Consider the following 17,434-nt stretch of genomic DNA (forward strand, 5'->3'; position numbering starts at 1 on the left):
GGCTTAAATCGGTAGCTTGGAGAGGCGACGGCCGCCGAAACAGGCATTGACCAGCACGCGGGTTCCGAAAATGGCGGTAAACATCGAGCTGACGATGCCAATGGACAGGGTCACGGCGAAACCTTTCACCGGGCCGGTACCAAAAATGAACAGCACGACGGCCGCGATTAGCGTGGTGATATTGGCGTCGGCAATTGTCGAAAAGGCCTTGTCGTAGCCTCCGGCAATGGCTTCCTGCGGCTTGGCACCCGCCTTGAGCTCTTCACGAATCCGCTGAAAGATCAACACGTTGGCGTCCACCGCCATGCCCACCGTCAGCAGCATGCCGGCAATGCCCGGCAGGGTGAGCGTGGCCTGCAGCATGGACAGGACCGCGACAATCATGACCACGTTCAGCAGCAGCGCGGCATTGGCGATCAGACCGAACGCCTTGTACCAAACTGCCATGAACAGCACGACCAGGGCGAAGCCGAGCAAGGTGGCATTGCGCCCCTGTTCGACATTGTCCTGACCCAGGCTCGGCCCGATGGTGCGTTCCTCGACAATGGCGATCGGCGCCGCCAGTGCACCGGCCCGCAGCAGCAGCGCCAGATCATGCGCCTCTTTGCTGGTCAGACCGGTGGTTTGGAACCGCTTGCCGAAGACACCGCGGATCGTCGCGACCGAAATGATCTCCTCGATCTTTTCGCGCTCGAATTCCGGATTGCCCTCGTCGTCATACGTGGTCGTGATGATGGTCTCTTTGTAGAGCACCGCCATCGGGTTGCCGACGTTCTTCTCCGTGAACTCGAACATGCGCTTGGCGGCGCGTCCATCCAGCGTCACCGACACCGCCGGGCTGGCCGTTTCGCTGTCGACCGTGGCCGCTGCATCGACCAGCTGGTTACCGGTGGCGATGATCTTGCGCTTGAGCAGGTAGGGACGACCGGTCCCACGTTCAAAGAACAGCTGCGTGCCTGCCGGGGCAATGCCCGTGCGTGCCGCGCGCTCGGCATCGCCTTCCAGCGAGACCGCGCGGTACTCCAGCGTGGCGGTGGCCCCCAGCAAATCCTTGATGCGCGTCGTGTCCTGCACGCCGGGCAGCTGCACCAAGATGCGCGCCGCACCCTGACGCTGCACCACAGGCTCGGCCACGCCCAGCTGGTTGACGCGGCTGCGCAGCGTGGTGAGGTTTTGCTTGACCGCAAAATCGAGAATCCGCTGCTCTTCCTCTTCGGTCAGGGCGATCGCCAGCGTGTCTGCGCGGCTCGGCGCCTCGCTCACCGTCAGTTCGTTGAACTCCTGCGTCAACGCCGCTTGTGCGGCCTGCAGCGTCTGCTGGTCACGCAGGCTGATGATCAGCTGGCCATCGTCCACCTTGCGCGAGGTGTATCGCAGTTCACGCGCTCGCAGAAAGGCGGGAATTTCCTGGAGATACCGCTCCATGGCCGTCTCGCGCACCGACTGGGCATCGACTTCCAACAGGAAGTGCACGCCGCCGCGCAGATCCAGACCCAGCGACATGGGCTCGGCGCCCAGGCCCACCAGCCAGCCCGGTGTCCGCGGCGCCAGGCTCAAAGCCACGACATAGTCGCGGCCGAGGACCTCACGCAGCGCCTCAGCGGCTTCCAGCTGGCTGGCATCATCCGGCATGCGTGCGAGCAGCTGGCCATCGACGACATCGACCTGCTTGGGCGCGATCTCGGCGCGTTCCAGAATCGCTTCCACGCGCGAGACGAACTGCGCGTCCACGGCTTCGCCGGAATCAGCAGAAATCTGAATCGCCGGATCTTCGCCAAAAACATTGGGCAGTGCGTAGATCACGCCCACGGCCACAACGGCCAGCAACACCAGCCATCGCCACAAGGAGTTCTGATTCATCAGATCGACTTCAGCGAGCCCTTGGGCAGGACACTGGATACGGACTGACGCTGAACGGTAATCACCACACCGTCCGCAATCTGCAGCTTGACGTATTCATCACCCAGATCGGTGACCGAGCCGGTCAAACCGCCAGCGGTGATCACCTCATCACCCTTGGACAGGCTGGCGATCAGCTGCTTGTGTTCCTTGTTCCGCTTCATCTGCGGCCGGATCAGCATGAAATAGAACAGGACGATCAGGCCGATCAAAGGCAGGAGCTGAACGATGGGGTTCGGCGCGGCAGCGCCGGCTTGCTGGGCGTGAGCCGTGGAGATCAGAAAATCCATGTTTCCGAGTTCTTTGGGGAGACGAAAGGCGGCGTAGTATGCCAGAACCCCCCGAACCACTAACGCCCCTATGTCTGATCCCACGCCGACAACGCTCATCGTGTACTGCACCTGCCCCGACCAGACCACGGCGAAACAGATCAGCGAAACCGTGGTCACCCGGCAGCTCGCCGCCTGCGTGAACAGCATCCCGGGCCTACAGTCGACCTATGTCTGGCAGGGTGCGGTGCAAACCGATCAGGAATGGCTGCTCATGATCAAGACAACAAGCGCGCGCTATCCGGCGCTGGAAACCGCGATCCGAAGCACGCATCCTTACGAACTTCCCGAAATCATCGCGGTCGAAGCCGCCCTCGGCCTTCCCGACTACTTGCAATGGGTTCACGACACCTGCTCTCCCTGATGCTTTGTGCGGTCCTACCGCTGGCCAGTGCGGCCGGCCTGTCGCAGACCAGCGCGTTTCTGCCGGCTGACCAGGCATTTGCATCCGATGTATGGAGCGAGGCAGATGGTCATACGGTTGCCTGGACCATTGCACCGGGCTACTACCTCTACGGCCATGCCCTGGCCTTTGAGATTGACGGGCAAGCTGTCGCCGCCGATGTGCCACCGGGCACGCCCTACCATGACGCCCATTTTGGCGAGGTCTCCATCTACAGAGACCAGTTGTTCGTCACCCTGCCGGCTGGTAGCGACGGCACGGAACTGGTGATTCACTACCAGGGTTGCGCCGACGCCGGCCTATGCTACCCACCCCAGCAACGTCGATACCCACTGCCCTAGCCCATGAAAACCTGGATCACCCTCGGACTCGTCGCTTTGCTGGCCGCTACCGCCGGCTACGGCCTGCAGCGCTACCTGCAGCAAGACCAGACGCTGGGCGACGCGCCCGCCGGACCGCTGCCAACCTTTAGCATCGCCGACCTGGGCGGCGAGCCGGTGACCCCGTCCGACTTTCCCGGCAAAACGGTGCTGATCAACTTCTGGGCAACCTGGTGCCCGCCCTGCCGCGATGAGATCCCGGAGCTCATCGAGCTGCAGGAAGCCTACGGCGACAGCGAGTTGCAGGTGCTGGGCATTGCACTGGACGATCGAGCGCGCGTGGCGGAATATGCAGCTCGCATGGGGATGAACTACCCTGTGCTGGTCGTCGAAGGCGCCGAGGGATTCGATCTGATGGATGCCTACGGTGCACAGGTGGGCGGCCTGCCCTTTAACGTGCTGATCCACCCGGACGGCTCGGTCGCCATGCGCCACGAGGGTGCCGTCACGGGCGACGAGATACGCGCCCGGCTCCCCGGCAGCGCTTCCTAGGCCCAACCCTGCTGGAATTTGCGGCTAACTGACGCGAAATTTCACATATCTTCCGCGAAAGGGTTCACACCCACACCTAGCTACGGCACACTCCTCCCTGCAAACCGAATGGGGGCTGGTGGTGGCCACGCTGCTTTTGATCAATGGTCCGAATCTGAATCTGCTCGGCTCTCGTGAGCCGGAGATCTACGGCGCGCGAACGCTGGCCGACCTGGAGTCGTCGCTCAGCCAAGAGGCTGAGGCGCTTGGCCACGAGCTGCAGTGCTTTCAGTCCAACCACGAAGGCGCGCTCATCGACCGCATTCACCAAGCGGCCACAGACGGGGTCGCGTTCCTGCTGATCAACCCCGCCGCCTACACCCACACCAGCATTGCCCTGCGCGACGCCCTGCTGGGCGTGGGGCTCCCATTCATCGAGATCCACCTCTCGAATGTCCACGCACGCGAGCCGTTCCGGCATTCGAGTTTTCTTTCCGACATTGCGGTTGGCGTCATCGCCGGCCTGGGCCCTATGGGCTATAGCCTCGCCCTGCGCGCAGCCGCATCCCGATTGCAGATAGCCAACCCGAAGGGCTGATATGGATATTCGCAAGGTCAAGAAACTCATCGAGTTGTTGGAAGAATCCAACCTCGCCGAACTGGAAATCACCGAGGGTGAGGAGTCGGTGCGGATCAGCCGCTACTCAGCCACACCGGCGGCCGCGCCCCCTGCGCCACCGGCCAGTTATGCCGCGCCCGTGGCGCCGGCTGCAGCACCGGAACCTGCGGCTGCCCCTGCCCCCGCGGAGCCGGCACCCAGCAGCGGCCACACGGTCCGCGCCCCCATGGTGGGCACGTTCTACCGATCGCCGTCGCCGTCGGCGCCGTCCTTTGTCGAGGTCGGCCAGACCGTGCAGGTGGGCCAGACGCTTTGCATCATCGAGGCCATGAAGATGATGAACCAGATCGAGGCCGACCGAGCCGGGGTCATTAAGGAGGTGCTTGCGGATAACGAGCAACCCGTCGAATTCGATCAGCCGCTGTTTGTTATCGAGTGATGATTGAGAAGCTACTCATCGCCAACCGCGGCGAGATCGCGCTGCGGATACTCCGCGCCTGCCGCGAACTGGGCATCCAGCCTGTCGCGGCCTACTCCACGGCTGACCGTGACCTCAAGCATGTGCTGCTGGCCGACGAGGCCGTTTGCATTGGCCCCGCACCCGCCACCGGTAGCTACCTGAACATGGCCGCGCTGATGAGCGCGGCCGAGGTCACGAATTGCACGGCGATCCACCCCGGTTACGGCTTCTTGTCCGAGAACGCGGATTTTGCCGAATCGGTGGAACGCTCAGGCTTCATCTTCGTCGGGCCGACCGCCGACGTGATCCGCATCATGGGCGACAAAACTGCGGCCATCGCCGAGATGAAGGCCGCAGGCGTGCCCTGCGTACCGGGCTCGGACGGCGTGCTGCCAGATGACGATGACGCCATCAAGGCCATCGCCCAGCGCATCGGCTATCCGGTCCTGATCAAGGCCGCAGCCGGTGGCGGCGGACGCGGCATGCACGTGGTGCACAGCGAAGCCTCGCTGCTGTCCTCCGTCAACATGGCGCAGCAGGAGGCCAAGGCCGCATTCGGCAATGGCGCGGTCTTCATGGAGAAGTTCCTGCAGACACCCCGGCACATCGAATTTCAGGTGTTGGCCGACAACCACGGCAATGTCGTCCACCTGGGCGAGCGCGACTGCTCGCTGCAACGCCGCCACCAGAAGGTGGTCGAGGAATGTCCGGCGCCCGGCATCACCGAAGCCCAGCGCCAGGAAATCGGCGAACTCTGCGTCCAGGCCTGCAAACGCATCGGCTATCGCGGTGCCGGCACGTTCGAGTTCCTCTATGAAGACGGCTCGTTCTACTTCATCGAGATGAACACCCGGATCCAGGTCGAACACCCGGTGACCGAGATGGTCGCGGGCGTCGACCTGGTCCGTGCACAGCTGCGCATTGCCTCTGGCGAACCGCTGCGCTTTACCCAGGACGACATCCAGATGCGCGGCCACGCCATCGAATGCCGGATCAATGCCGAGCATCCGCGCAGCTTTGTCCCCTCGCCGGGCGAGATCCGGATGTTCCACCCCCCGGGGGGGCCCGGCATCCGGATGGATTCGCACCTGTATTCCGGCTATCGGGTGCCGCCGCATTACGACTCCATGGTCGGCAAACTCATCGCTTATGGCGATTCGCGGGAGTCCGCGCTGGCGCGCATGCGCCAGGCACTGTCCGAGATGGTGGTCGAAGGCATCCAGACCAACCTGAAGCTGCATGAACAGATCATGCTCGACCCGGGCTTCGTGGCCGGCGGCGTGCATATCCACCATTTGGAAACGCTGTTACGCCAGTGGCTGGACTAGACATGCAAACCGCACAGGCCGGCTGGCTGGAAGTCACCGCCACGGGCGCCAATCCTGAAGCCCTGGAGGACGCGCTATTGGAGGCCGGCGCATTGGCCGTCACCCTCACCGACGCCGCCGATGTGCCCATCCTGGAACCGGAACTGGGCACGCACCCCACTTGGCCCAACACCTGTGTGACCGGTTTGTTCGCGGCAGACGCGGACGAAGCCGCCGTGCTGGCCGCGGTCCAAGCCACCATTCCAGAAACCGAGATGGGACCGTGGACGGCCTCGCGCCTAGAAGATCGCGAGTGGGTCCGGGCCTGGATGGATCACTACCATCCCATGCAGTTCGGCGACCGCCTGTGGATTTGTCCGACCGGCCACGAGGCCGAGATGCCCAGCGATGCCGTCACCATCCATCTCGACCCCGGATTGGCCTTCGGCACCGGCACCCACCCCACCACATCGCTTTGCCTGCAATGGCTCGATGGCATGGACTGCCAGGGACGCGACGTGCTGGATATGGGCTGTGGTTCCGGCGTACTCGCCGTGGCTGCTGCCCGGCTCGGCGCTGCCCATGTCGATGGCGTGGATATCGACCCACAGGCCGTTCGCGCGACGCAGGAGAACGCCCAGCGCAATGGCGTGAACCTGCGCGCCTGTCTACCGGATGCACAGCCCGATGGCGATTACGACATCGTGCTGGCGAATATCCTGGCGGCGCCACTCATGGTGATGGCCCCTGCCCTGATTGGCCGGCTGCGCGCGGGCGGCCACATCGTGCTGGCCGGCCTGTTGGAAACCCAGGCGGACGAGGTGATCGCCGCCTACGCACCGCTGATCCGTCTGCGCATTGGTGCGGTGCAAGATGGCTGGGCGCGACTGCAGGGACAACTCGACTAATCGGCCCCAAGCCGCTGAGCCACCTAGGCATTCGCCTGCGCCGCCCTAGTCCGTCGCTGCCGCTGGCCGGCTCAGGCTTGCGCTGACAGGCCGCAGCGCTATGATCCGCCGTCTTTTCCGCATGCTTTCGCGGGGTGCCAAGACCGGCTCGGCGGCCCCGTTGGCTGAATTGCGCCACCAGACGAATGCCTGATGAGAACCCGCACGATCACGCTGACCCCATGAACAACGGCTCAGTCCCTCTTCGACCACTGCGCGAACATGTGGCAGACAGTCTTGCCCACTATCTGGGTCAGTTGAATGGCTCGGCGCCCTGCGACCTCTACCAAATGGTCATCGACCAAGTGGAAGCACCGCTGCTGCAAGCCGTGCTCGACTACTCGGATGGCAACCAGTCTCGCGCCGCCGCAATTCTCGGACTGAACCGCGGCACCCTCCGCAAGAAACTCAAGGCTCACGGACTCCACGAATGAACGCAGCGCCCACTGTTGTGCGGCGCGCCCTGCTCAGTGTTTCCGACAAGACCGGCATCGTCGATCTTGCACAGGCACTGGCCGAGCGCGGTATCGATATTCTCAGCACCGGCGGCACGGCACGCGCGATACGCGATGCCGGACTCGCCGTCACCGACGTGTCCGAGGTCACCGGCTTTCCGGAGATCATGGATGGCCGGGTCAAAACCCTGCATCCCAAGATTCACGGGGGCATTCTTGGCCGACGGGGTCAGGACGATGCCGTCATGGCCGAGCATGACATCACCGGCATCGACCTGGTCGTGCTGAACCTCTACCCCTTCGAGGCCACCATTGCGCGCCCCGATGTGACGGACGCCGACGCCATCGAGAACATCGACATCGGCGGCCCTGCGATGCTCCGGGCTGCGGCCAAGAACCACGCGCATGTCGCCGTGGTGGTCGACCCCTCCGACTACGCAACCGTGATTGCCACGCTAGACGACGGCGGCCCTGACCTCAGCCTGCGCCGCCAGCTCGCCGCAAAGGCCTTCGCGCTCACTGCACGCTATGACGGCGCGATCACCGCCTACCTAACGCGTGACGGCGGCGATGAGGCCCGGTCTGAACTGCCGGGCACGCTGACCCTGCAGTTCGATCGCGTGCAACCCATGCGGTATGGCGAGAACCCACACCAGTTCGCGGCGTTTTATCGTGAACGCGAGGCGCCAGCGGGCACGCTGGCCACCGCACGCCAACTGCAGGGCAAACCGCTGTCATTCAATAATGTCGCCGACACCGACGCGGCCGTCAGCTGCGTCCAGGCCTTTGATGCGGCCACACCGGCCTGCGTCATCGTCAAGCACGCCAACCCCTGTGGTGTCGCGGTCGCAGCGTCCCAGCTGGAGGCCTACGACGCCGCTTACGCCACCGACAGCACCTCGGCATTCGGCGGCATCATCGCGTTCAATCAGCCAGTCGATGCCGCGCTCATCGAAATCATCCTGGATCGGCAGTTTGTCGAAGTCATTGCCGCGCCAAGCTTTACCGATGCGGCGGTCGAGGTGCTCACACGCAAGAAAAATGTGCGGGCCCTGGCCGTTGGCACGCCGGACAGCGGCCTCGCCGCCATGGACTACAAGCGAGTGGCCGGCGGACTGCTGGTGCAGAGCCTGGATAGCGCCGGTGCTTCGACCGACTGGACCGTGGCCACCCGACAGCAGCCGGATGATGCCCTTCGACAAGACCTCGCCTTTGCGTGGACGGTGGCCCGCTTCGTGAAGTCCAACGCCATCGTGTACGCCCGCGACGCACGAACCATCGGCATTGGCGCCGGCCAGATGAGCCGCGTCGACAGCGCGCGCCTGGGGGTCGACAAGGCCGCCAGAGCTGAGCTGTCGGTGCAGGGTGCCGTGATGGCCTCGGATGCCTTCTTCCCGTTCCGGGACAGCATCGATGCGGCCGCAGCGGCCGGCGTGCAGGCAATCATCCAGCCGGGCGGTTCGATTCGCGACGACGAGGTCATCGCTGCGGCGGACGAACATGGCCTAGCGATGATCCTGACCGGGCGCCGGCACTTCCGACACTAGTCGGAAGCGCGTGACTGGATGCTGGGCGCGACAGCCGCATCCAGCGCGAGCCGGGCTGATGCAGCCTGTGACAGGGCAGGACGGAGGTTCTACAGTTGCAGTCGGCACATGCAACGGAGCCTCCCATGCGCAGGACTGACATCCTCACCGCGCTGCTGCTCACACAGGCATCGCTGGCTGTCGCGCAACCCGACGCCAGCCGCGGCACGCAGGCCCATCGAGATCATGGCCCCTGCAACTCGCAGGCCCAACAGGTCATTACCCGGGAACAGTTAGATCGAACCGCGGCATTGACCGTCTCCGAGGCCCTGCGCCGCGCGCCGCGGCAATCTCCCCGCGCATTGCCCGAATGCAACAATGACGATGCGCCCGCTGATCAGGACGCACCGTCATCAGGCTGACCTCTGCGGCAGCCGGACCCGCGCTGATTCAGGCCGCGCTGGCCAGTGGCTCCCGAGCCGCCTGGTTGCTGTCTGACGATGACTCCAGCGAATGGTGACGCAGCAGCCGCCCCATGCGCTCCACACCCAGCCGCGGGCCATGCTGATCGACCGACCAGGCCACCTTGCCAGCGATTAAGGTCAGCCGGACCACCCCATCCGAACGGTTGACCATCTGGTCGTTCTGGAATGCCTCGCGATGGATGCGATGCGTGTTGGCGTCCGAGTCATAACGCCGCAAGGCCTCCGGGTCGACCAGAATGACATCGGCCTGTTCCCCGACATCGATCCGACCGGCCCGCACACCGAAGAAATCGGCCGGATCGCGCGTCAGCCGCTTCACATGCCAGGCCACACGATCCAGCCCATCGGCCTGCGCAATTTGCAGCCCGCGCAGATTGGCGTCGTAAAAGGCCATGTTGGTCAGATGCGCGCCGGAGTCATTAAAGCCGGGCAGCACATTGGGGTTGAACAGCAAGGACTTGACCACCTCCGGATCCCGGTTGGCGGAAATCACGTACCAACGCAAGTCCAGGTCATATTGGCGGAACAGGTGCAGCACGAAGGCCGCATCGTCTTCGATGGGTTTGGGAAAGCCATCGAACACCGCCTCTTCGGCCGAGGAGCGTGCGCCCTGCCCGGTCGCCTGCCAGCGCTGCAGCCGCGCAAACACGGCTTGGAAGGTCTCGTCCTTCCATAAGGCGTCGACATCACCCGGCACCTGGACAAAGACCATGTCTTCCAGACGCCGGCTGAAAGCCATGCGCTCACGCCCCAGCAGGCGCGCCAGATTCGCCAGGTTGAACCCCGACTTGCCGTGGCGCCACATCTTGCGGAATCGCTGCTGATACGCCGGATCGTCCAACAAGGCCATGCGCGCGGCCTCATCGTCTAGATCCGGCTCGTTCAGCTCGCGTAGCTCGTCGATCTCCTCGGCAAGTGGGTTGATCGGGCCATCCCAATACACCTTGAACGGGGCCGCCAGCGCCTGGAAGCGGAAATGCCCCCCGATCAGGCGGGAGTTCAGCAAACGGCTCAGCAGCTTGCCCAGCTTGGCAATGCCCCGATTCGTTGCGATATCCAGGGCTGCGACCGCGGTAATCTTCAGCGGCTTGCCGAAGATGCGCCCGCTGGTAAGCAGGAAGTTGCGCAACACCTGCGGCGGGCTGTCCTTGGGCGGCGTGGCCTGCCACACCCGATCGTGACGACGCACGACGCCGGTGAGCCTGCGCAGTTCCTTGAATGACCCCCACTGGCTGGGAATCTTGGTCCGCCGATGCGGGTCGTTGGCCAGATAGTGAAACGGCAGCGCATCGGTAGAGAAGCCCGCATACCCCTCCTGCATCGCCAGCTCGACCAGCGCCTCCATGCGCTTGAGTTCCTCATTCGTGGGATAGCGTGTCACCGACTCCCGCAGCCCCATGACCTCGGCCCGTAACATCGAATGCGGAAGCAGCGGCACCACGTTGGGCCCCAGCGGCAAGGCATCGAAATGCGCGAGGTAACCGGCGGAGTCGCTCCACTGGACCTGGTCCACGACCTTGGCCAGCACCGGCTTGGGAATGTTCTCGACGCGGGCGAAGCAGTCGACAATGGGGTCCTCACCGTTGCGCCGCTGGGCCCCGTAGGCCAACCCCAGCGAGCAATTACCAAAGACCACCGTGGTCGTACCGTGGCGGACGGCCTCCGGCAGGCCAGGCGCGAGTTCCACCTCGAGATCAAAATGCGTGTGGATATCCAGCAGTCCGGGCATCAGCCACTGGCCATCTGCCTCGACCACCTCGCGCGCCTGCTCGGCGGGCAGCGAAGGGCCGCGTGCAGCGATGCGACCGCCCGCGATCGCCAGGTCCTCACGGAGCGGCGGCTGGCCAGTGCCGTCAAAAATCAGTGCATTGCGAATGAGGGTATCCCAGCTCACCGTCTCGCTCATCGGGGTCTCCTTGCCGTGGTGTCATGCGGTGTAGCGAACACTTTAACGACGCCGACGCGCCTTCGCTGTCGTAGATTCGCCCCAGCGCGTCGCCGAACCACCGTTCAGCTGGCGTACATGGCCTCGATTTGCAGCGCGTACTTTTCCGCGATGATCCGACGCTTTTTCTTCATTGTCGGCGTCAGCTCCCCCCCCTCCACCGAAAAGTCCTCGTCCAGCAAGGTGAACTTCTTGATCGTCTGCACACGGGCAAAGTCCGCGTTGGCCAGCTCCACCTGCGACTCGAACCAACGCACGAACACCGGACAATTGGCGGCCTCCTGCGGATGGCGCGCCGGGCTGCCGGCCGCCTGGACGGCGCCGGGCAGGGTTTCGGGATTCAATGTGAACAAGGCGGTAATGTACTTGCGGCGGTCGCCGATGACGGCCACCTGACTCACGCCGGGGATCGAAGACAGACGCCCTTCCAGCATTTGCGGACTGATGTTCTCGCCACCGGCGGTGATGATCAGCTCTTTTTTGCGGTCGGTGATGTAGACGAATCCGTCGTCATCCATGCGACCTACATCGCCGGTGTGTAGCCAACCGTCGGCATCCAGGGTCTCGGCCGTGGCCTCCGGGTTCTTGTAGTAGCCGGGCGAGACATGAGGGCCGCGCAGCAGAATTTCGCCATCGTCGGCAATGGAGACCTCGGTGCCCGGCAAGGCCCGGCCGATCGAGCCCTTCCGGTTGCCCCCCGGCATGGACAAGGTGCCCCCACCTGTCGATTCCGACTGGCCGTAGACCTCCAGAATGGTGATCCCCAGCGATGCGAAGAAATCCACGGTCCCCTGCGAGATGGGGGCAGCCCCCGTCATCGCATAAAAGCAACGATCCAGCCCCAGCGCCGCTCGCAGCTTAGAGAAGATCAACTTGTCGGCCACCGGGTAGAGCAAGGGACGCCGGCGACCGGCCTGATCCGCCTCGGCTGACCGCGCCCCGACGCCACGCGCCCAGCTCAACAAGTGCTTCTTCAGCCCCGTCGCCTCGGCCATGCCGGCCTCCAGCTTCGCCTGAATTTTCTCCCAGACGCGCGGCACCGCCACGAAGAAATGGGGCCGGACCTCCTTAAGGTTGTCACCCAGTGCCTCCAGCGATTCGGCGAACCAGACCGTCTGCCCGGCTGCCAACGAAACATGCAGGGTGATGTTCTGCTCGGCGATGTGGCAAAGCGGCAGGTAGCTGATGACTTCATGGCCACGCTGGATGCCCACGGTTTCGCGTGCGGTCTCGCCGGTGAAGGTCAGATTGGTGTGCGACATCATCACACCCTTGGGATTGCCGGTGGTACCCGAGGTGTAGATCAGCGTCGCCAGATCATCCGGCTTCAAGGCATCGATGCGTGACTGCAGCGCGTCCTCGGTCACCTGTTCGGCGTAGGTTTGCAAAGCGCCCCAGGTGAGCACGTCCGGCGCGTCGGACTCGCCGTCGACCAGAATGATGGTTTTGAGCTTGGGCAACTGGTCGCGAACGGCCAATACCTTGGCCAGCTGCTCCTCCGAATCGACGAGCACCATCGAGGCATCGCAATGGTCGATCACAAAGGCGCACTGCTCCGGGCTGGAGGTGACGTACAAACCCGCAGGGACTCCGCCCGCCGCGATTGAGGCCAGATAAGCAGTCACCCAGTATTCGCTATTGCCGGCCAACAGCGCGAAGCCGTCGCCCGGCGCCAGCCCGGCGCCCATGAGTGCCCGCGCCGTGGTCCGTACGTTGCGGCGATAGTCGGCCCAAGACGTCGCCTGCCAGACCCCGTTGATCTTGGTCTTCAGCGCAGGCAAATCACCACAGCGCGCAGCCGTCTCTTCGAACACCTGAATGACTGTCCGGCTCATTCGTCTCTCCTCGCTTTGTTGGGAACATCCGCAGTTTTCTCGATGACTGCGTAATGCGCCGCACCGTTGGCACGGCATTGAGCCTGCAGTATCCGACGGCTCGGCCCCCGAGGCAACGCAGGGCTAACCCGGCTTGGCAATGGCCCGCCAGATCAGCTCGAACAGCACATCCGCGCGAGCCGCCAGCGGCTCCTTCATGCCGTGATTCAACCATTGGGCAATGATGCGCGCCGCCACGCCGTAGAAAATGTCCAGCAGCACCCGGGTCTCGACCTCATCGGTGAGCACACCGGCGTCACGCCCCTCGCTGAGCACCTGCATGAAAACGTGCGTGAACTGCGGCTGCCGGAGCGCCGGCTCTCGGCCCCAGGCATTGAAGTAGATGGCGTTCTGCATGAGCAGCCCGACCTTGGGATTTCGCTCATAGAAATCCAGCAGCACCCAAAAGACCTTGCGCAGACGATCCTTGTAGTTCTGGATCCCCTGCAGATGGTCGGTCATGCGCTCGGTGACCTGGGCCATCCAGTGATCCAGCCCGGAGTACAGCAGCGCCTCTTTGCTTCCGTAGTACTTGTACAGGGTCTGCAAGCTGACGCGGGCCTGCCGGGCGATCTCGGCCATGCCGACCTTGTGGAATTCTCGTTCGGAGAACACCGCCAGCAATGCGTCTTCTATCCGCGCTCGTGTCGCCGGCGCCAGGCCGCTGAGATCGGGTAAAGCCTGTTCTTGATTCATGGTAATTATTATTACCACACCTGCTGACACGAGGCCAGATCGCCTCAGCTTCTGCCATTGCAATTCGGTACCGTATGGACTAGCTTACTTCGCAGTCAGCCAGCCTAGGGACGGGTGACCCGCCCCGGACGGACTGGTAACAACAATTACCCATTGTCGAGTCTGAACTCGCGGAGAGACGCCCCATGACCGAGGCCTATGTTTACGACGCGGTGCGCACACCGCGCGGCAAGGGCAAGAAAGACGGCTCCTTGCACCAGATTGCCCCCGTCGACCTGCTCAAGAACGTGCTGGTCGCCCTACGTGATCGCAACAGCCTGGATACCAGTCAGGTGGACGACGTGGTCCTGGGTTGCGTCACCCCGGTGGGCGAACAGGGTGCCGACATCGCCCGGACGGCCGTGCTGTACGCCGACTGGGACGAATCCGTCCCCGGTGTGACCCAGTCCCGGTTCTGCGCCTCGGGGCTCGAGTCCGTCAACCTTGCGGCCATGAAGGTCAAATCCGGCGAGGAACAGCTCGTCGTTGCCGGCGGCGTCGAATCCATGAGTCGCTGGCCGATGGGCTCGGATGGTGGCGCCATGGTCATGGACCCACGCGTCAACGCCAAGATGGACTTCGTGCCACAGGGAATCGGCGCGGATTTGATCGCCACGCTGGGCGGCTTTTCCCGGCAAGATGTTGATGCCTACGCCGTGGAGTCCCAGCGCCGGGCCGCGGCCGCGCAACAGGCCGGCCACTTCAAGGGCTCGGTGATTCCGGTACGCGACGATGTCGGTCTGACCGTGCTGGATCACGATGAGACCATTCGCGGCAACACCACGGTGGAAACACTGTCCGGCCTGAAGCCGTCATTCCAGCAAATCGGCGTCATGGGCTTTGACGCCACCGCGCTGCGCAAGTACCCCACCGTTGAGACCATCCATCACGTCCACCATGCCGGCAACTCGTCCGGCATCGTCGACGGTGCCTCCGTCGTGCTGATCGGCTCGGCGGACAAGGGTGCGGAACTGGGCTTGAAACCTCGTGCACGGATCGTCTCGACCGCTGTGGTGGGCACCGAGCCGACCATCATGCTCACCGGCCCCGGCCCCGCTTCGATGAAGGCGCTGAAAAAGGCCGGCATGACACCGAAGGACATCGACCTCTACGAGATCAACGAGGCCTTCGCCGCCGTGGTGCTACGCGCCATGCAGGACCTGGACATCGGCCCCGATCGCGTCAACGTCAACGGTGGTTCGATTGCGATGGGCCATCCCCTAGGAGCCACCGGGGCCATCTTGCTCGGCACGCTGGTCGACGAACTGGAACGCCAGGACAAATCCACGGGCCTGATCACACTCTGCGTGGGCGGCGGCATGGGCATCGCGACCGTGATTGAACGCGTCTAGCCCAGATCCACAGCACCCGGACCCGACACTCGCTTTCGCTGGAGACACGCCGCCATGGTGGCCAATGTGAATAACACCCCCGAATCCCCTATCCGCTACGAAGTCGATGCCGATGGCATCGCCCTGATCACCCTGGACATGCCAGGTCGCTCCCAGAACGTGCTCAACGACTCGCTGACCGAGCCGTTCCAGCGCGTCGTCGAACAGGCTTACGGTGACGACGCCGTGCAGGGCATCGTCCTGACCTCCGGCAAGCGTGACTTCCTCGCCGGGGCCGACATCGATGGCTTGTACCAGATGACCGACCCGGCCGAGGTGGTGGCCATGGCCGACCGCTTTAAACAGCTGCTGCGTCAGCTCGAAACCGGCGGCAAGCCGGTCGTCTGCGCCCTGCCCGGTTCCGCGCTGGGTGGCGGCCTGGAAATGGCTCTGGCCTGCCATCACCGCGTCGCGCTGAATAATCCCAAGGCCAAGTTCGGTCTGGTTGAAGTCAAACTTGGCCTGCTGCCGGGCGGTGGCGGGACCCAGCGCCTCCCTCGGCTGATCGGCATCCAGACCGCCTTGCCGCTGCTCATGGAAGGCAAAGAACTGCGCGTGGCAGCGGCCAAAGCCCAGGGCATCATCGATGCACTCGCCGACACGCCCGAAGACCTCATCGCCAAGGCCAAGGCCTGGGCGAAAGCCAATCCCAAGGCGACCCAGCCCTGGGACCAGAAGAAGTTCAAGTATCCCGGCGGGGATGCCAAGCATCCGGCTGTCGCCCAAATGCTGGCGATTGCGCCGTCGATGCTGCGTGCCAAGACCCAGGGCAACTACCCGGCGACGCTAAACATCATGACCAGCGTGGTCGAAGGCTCGCTGGTGGACTTCGAGAATGCCCTGAAGATCGAGTCGCGCTATTTCGCGGCCTGCGTCATCTCGCCCGAAGCCAAGAACATGATCACCACGCTGTGGTATCAGCTCAATCATGTGAACAAGGGGGGGTCCCGCCCCGTCGGTTTCGAGCGTAGCCAGGTCCGCAAGGTCGGGATTTTGGGGGCCGGCATGATGGGCTCCGCCATTGCCTTTGTCAGCGCCAAGGCCGGCATCGAGGTGGTCCTGAAGGATGTCTCGCAGGCCGGCGCCGACCAGGGCAAGGCCTACTCGGAGTCCCTGGTCAACAAGGCCGTCTCCAAGGGCCGCATGAGCAAGGCCGACGGCGCCGCGTTGCTCGATCGCATCCTGGCCACCGGCGATGTGCAGGACCTGGCCGGCTGTGACCTGATCATCGAGGCCGTATTCGAGGACCGCGAGCTCAAGGCCCGGGTGACACAGGAGACCGAAGCCGTCATGGACCCCGCCGGGGTGTTCGCATCCAACACCTCCACCTTGCCCATTACCGGACTGGCCAAGCCGTCGACGCGGCCCGAGCAGTTCATTGGCCTGCATTTCTTCTCCCCGGCGGACAAGATGCCGCTGGTCGAGATCATCAAGGGGGAACAGACCAGCCCCGAAACCCTGGCACGTGCCTTTGACTACGTGCAGCAGATTCGCAAGACCCCCATCGTGGTGAACGACGCCCGCGGGTTCTACACCTCCCGCGTGTTCTCCACCTACATCATGGAAGGCATTGCCCTGCTGGTCGATGGCCAGCATCCGCGACGCATCGAGGTGGCCGGACTCAAGGCCGGCATGCCGGTGGGCCCGCTGGCTCTACATGACGAGGTCTCACTGTCCCTGTCGCTGCACATCATGGAGCAGACCCGCAAGGACCTTGAGGCCGAGGGCAAGACCGTACCCGAGCAGCCGGCACACGGCCTGATCAAGACCATGGTCGAGACCTTGGATCGCCCCGGAAAAAAAGCCGGCCGCGGCTTCTACGATTACCCCGAAGGCGGCAAGAAACACCTCTGGGCCGGCCTGACCGAGCACTATCCGGTCGCCGACACCCAGATCCCCGAGGCCGAAATGATCGAGCGGCTGATGCTGGTCCAGGCCAATGAGACGGTCCGCTGCCTGGAGGAAGGCGTGCTGGAGTCTGTCTGGGACGCGAACATCGGCGCCATCTTCGGCTGGGGCTTTGCGCCGTTTCAGGGCGGCCCGCTGCAGTATCTCAATGCCTACGGGATCGACCGGGCCGTCGCCCGCCTACGGGAGTTCGCCGACCGTTACGGCGAGCGGTTCATCCCGGCCGCGCGTCTGGTCGCCATGGCCGAGGCCGGCGACAGCTTCGAGCGCATTCCCGCCTAGATTCTGAACCTGGATAAC

General features: G+C 63.9%; 17 protein-coding genes. 12 read left to right on the forward strand and 5 right to left on the reverse strand.

Annotated elements, in window-relative coordinates:
- Nucleotides 1-3 precede the first annotated feature (3 nt).
- Nucleotides 4-1,860, reverse strand: coding sequence for a protein translocase subunit SecD (gene secD / locus DEH80_RS11070; RefSeq protein ID WP_109720563.1), 1,857 nt, complete (start codon nucleotides 1,858-1,860; stop codon nucleotides 4-6).
- Entirely contained in the window at nucleotides 1,860-2,189 is a 330-nt protein-coding gene (gene yajC / locus DEH80_RS11075; RefSeq protein WP_109720564.1) for a preprotein translocase subunit YajC, read from the reverse strand. The genes secD and yajC overlap by 1 nt, the downstream gene beginning before the upstream one ends.
- Before the next feature lie 70 nt (nucleotides 2,190-2,259).
- Between yajC and cutA the strand changes: the two genes are divergently transcribed.
- The 10 genes from cutA (at nucleotide 2,260) to DEH80_RS11125 (ending at nucleotide 9,218) form a co-directional block, all read left to right on the forward strand.
- Nucleotides 2,260-2,592 (forward strand): divalent-cation tolerance protein CutA, encoded by a 333-nt coding sequence (gene cutA, locus DEH80_RS11080; protein WP_109720565.1) that lies wholly within the window; start codon nucleotides 2,260-2,262, stop codon nucleotides 2,590-2,592.
- Complete coding sequence (locus DEH80_RS11085; protein WP_109720566.1) at nucleotides 2,565-2,972, forward strand: protein-disulfide reductase DsbD domain-containing protein; 408 nt, start codon at nucleotides 2,565-2,567, stop codon at nucleotides 2,970-2,972. Before cutA ends, DEH80_RS11085 begins: the two co-directional genes overlap by 28 nt.
- 3 nt (nucleotides 2,973-2,975) lie before the next feature.
- Entirely contained in the window at nucleotides 2,976-3,503 is a 528-nt protein-coding gene (locus DEH80_RS11090) for a TlpA family protein disulfide reductase (RefSeq protein WP_109720567.1), read from the forward strand.
- A gap of 121 nt (nucleotides 3,504-3,624) precedes the next feature.
- Entirely contained in the window at nucleotides 3,625-4,080 is a 456-nt protein-coding gene (aroQ, locus tag DEH80_RS11095; RefSeq protein ID WP_109720666.1) for a type II 3-dehydroquinate dehydratase, read from the forward strand.
- 1 nt (nucleotide 4,081) lies between these two features.
- Entirely contained in the window at nucleotides 4,082-4,540 is a 459-nt protein-coding gene (gene accB / locus DEH80_RS11100) for an acetyl-CoA carboxylase biotin carboxyl carrier protein (RefSeq protein WP_109720568.1), read from the forward strand.
- Complete coding sequence (gene accC / locus DEH80_RS11105; protein WP_109720569.1) at nucleotides 4,540-5,889, forward strand: acetyl-CoA carboxylase biotin carboxylase subunit; 1,350 nt, start codon at nucleotides 4,540-4,542, stop codon at nucleotides 5,887-5,889. The genes accB and accC overlap by 1 nt, the downstream gene beginning before the upstream one ends.
- 2 nt (nucleotides 5,890-5,891) lie before the next feature.
- Nucleotides 5,892-6,776, forward strand: a complete 885-nt coding sequence (gene prmA / locus DEH80_RS11110) for a 50S ribosomal protein L11 methyltransferase (RefSeq protein ID WP_109720570.1) — start codon at nucleotides 5,892-5,894, stop codon at nucleotides 6,774-6,776.
- Nucleotides 6,777-6,997: 221 nt separating this feature from the next.
- A complete protein-coding gene (gene fis / locus DEH80_RS11115; RefSeq protein WP_207774570.1) occupies nucleotides 6,998-7,249 on the forward strand; it encodes a DNA-binding transcriptional regulator Fis in 252 nt (83 codons plus the stop codon).
- Nucleotides 7,246-8,817, forward strand: coding sequence for a bifunctional phosphoribosylaminoimidazolecarboxamide formyltransferase/IMP cyclohydrolase (gene purH / locus DEH80_RS11120; RefSeq protein ID WP_109720572.1), 1,572 nt, complete (start codon nucleotides 7,246-7,248; stop codon nucleotides 8,815-8,817). The genes fis and purH overlap by 4 nt, the downstream gene beginning before the upstream one ends.
- A gap of 125 nt (nucleotides 8,818-8,942) precedes the next feature.
- Entirely contained in the window at nucleotides 8,943-9,218 is a 276-nt protein-coding gene (locus DEH80_RS11125; RefSeq protein ID WP_109720573.1) for a hypothetical protein, read from the forward strand.
- A 28-nt stretch (nucleotides 9,219-9,246) separates the two neighbouring features.
- On the opposite strand, the gene DEH80_RS11130 is transcribed toward DEH80_RS11125, so the two are convergent.
- The 3 genes from DEH80_RS11130 to DEH80_RS11140 form a co-directional block, all read right to left on the reverse strand.
- Entirely contained in the window at nucleotides 9,247-11,187 is a 1,941-nt protein-coding gene (locus DEH80_RS11130) for an N-acyl-D-amino-acid deacylase family protein (protein WP_109720574.1), read from the reverse strand.
- 104 nt (nucleotides 11,188-11,291) lie between these two features.
- Nucleotides 11,292-13,061 carry an AMP-dependent synthetase/ligase gene (locus tag DEH80_RS11135; RefSeq protein WP_165831431.1) on the reverse strand — a complete coding sequence of 590 codons (1,770 nt, stop codon included), beginning with the start codon at nucleotides 13,059-13,061 and terminating at the stop codon, nucleotides 11,292-11,294.
- Between the two features lie 123 nt (nucleotides 13,062-13,184).
- Nucleotides 13,185-13,796, reverse strand: coding sequence for a TetR/AcrR family transcriptional regulator (locus DEH80_RS11140; protein WP_109720576.1), 612 nt, complete (start codon nucleotides 13,794-13,796; stop codon nucleotides 13,185-13,187).
- A gap of 185 nt (nucleotides 13,797-13,981) precedes the next feature.
- Here DEH80_RS11140 and DEH80_RS11145 point away from each other — a divergent pair, with 185 nt between their 5' ends.
- Both DEH80_RS11145 and DEH80_RS11150 read left to right on the forward strand, forming a co-directional pair.
- Nucleotides 13,982-15,187 carry an acetyl-CoA C-acetyltransferase gene (locus DEH80_RS11145; RefSeq protein WP_109720577.1) on the forward strand — a complete coding sequence of 402 codons (1,206 nt, stop codon included), beginning with the start codon at nucleotides 13,982-13,984 and terminating at the stop codon, nucleotides 15,185-15,187.
- 54 nt (nucleotides 15,188-15,241) lie between these two features.
- Nucleotides 15,242-17,416, forward strand: coding sequence for a 3-hydroxyacyl-CoA dehydrogenase NAD-binding domain-containing protein (locus DEH80_RS11150; RefSeq protein ID WP_109720578.1), 2,175 nt, complete (start codon nucleotides 15,242-15,244; stop codon nucleotides 17,414-17,416).
- The last annotated feature ends 18 nt before the right edge of the window (nucleotides 17,417-17,434 follow it).

This window comes from Abyssibacter profundi (genome assembly GCF_003151135.1).
GTDB lineage: Bacteria > Pseudomonadota > Gammaproteobacteria > Nevskiales > OUC007 > Abyssibacter > Abyssibacter profundi.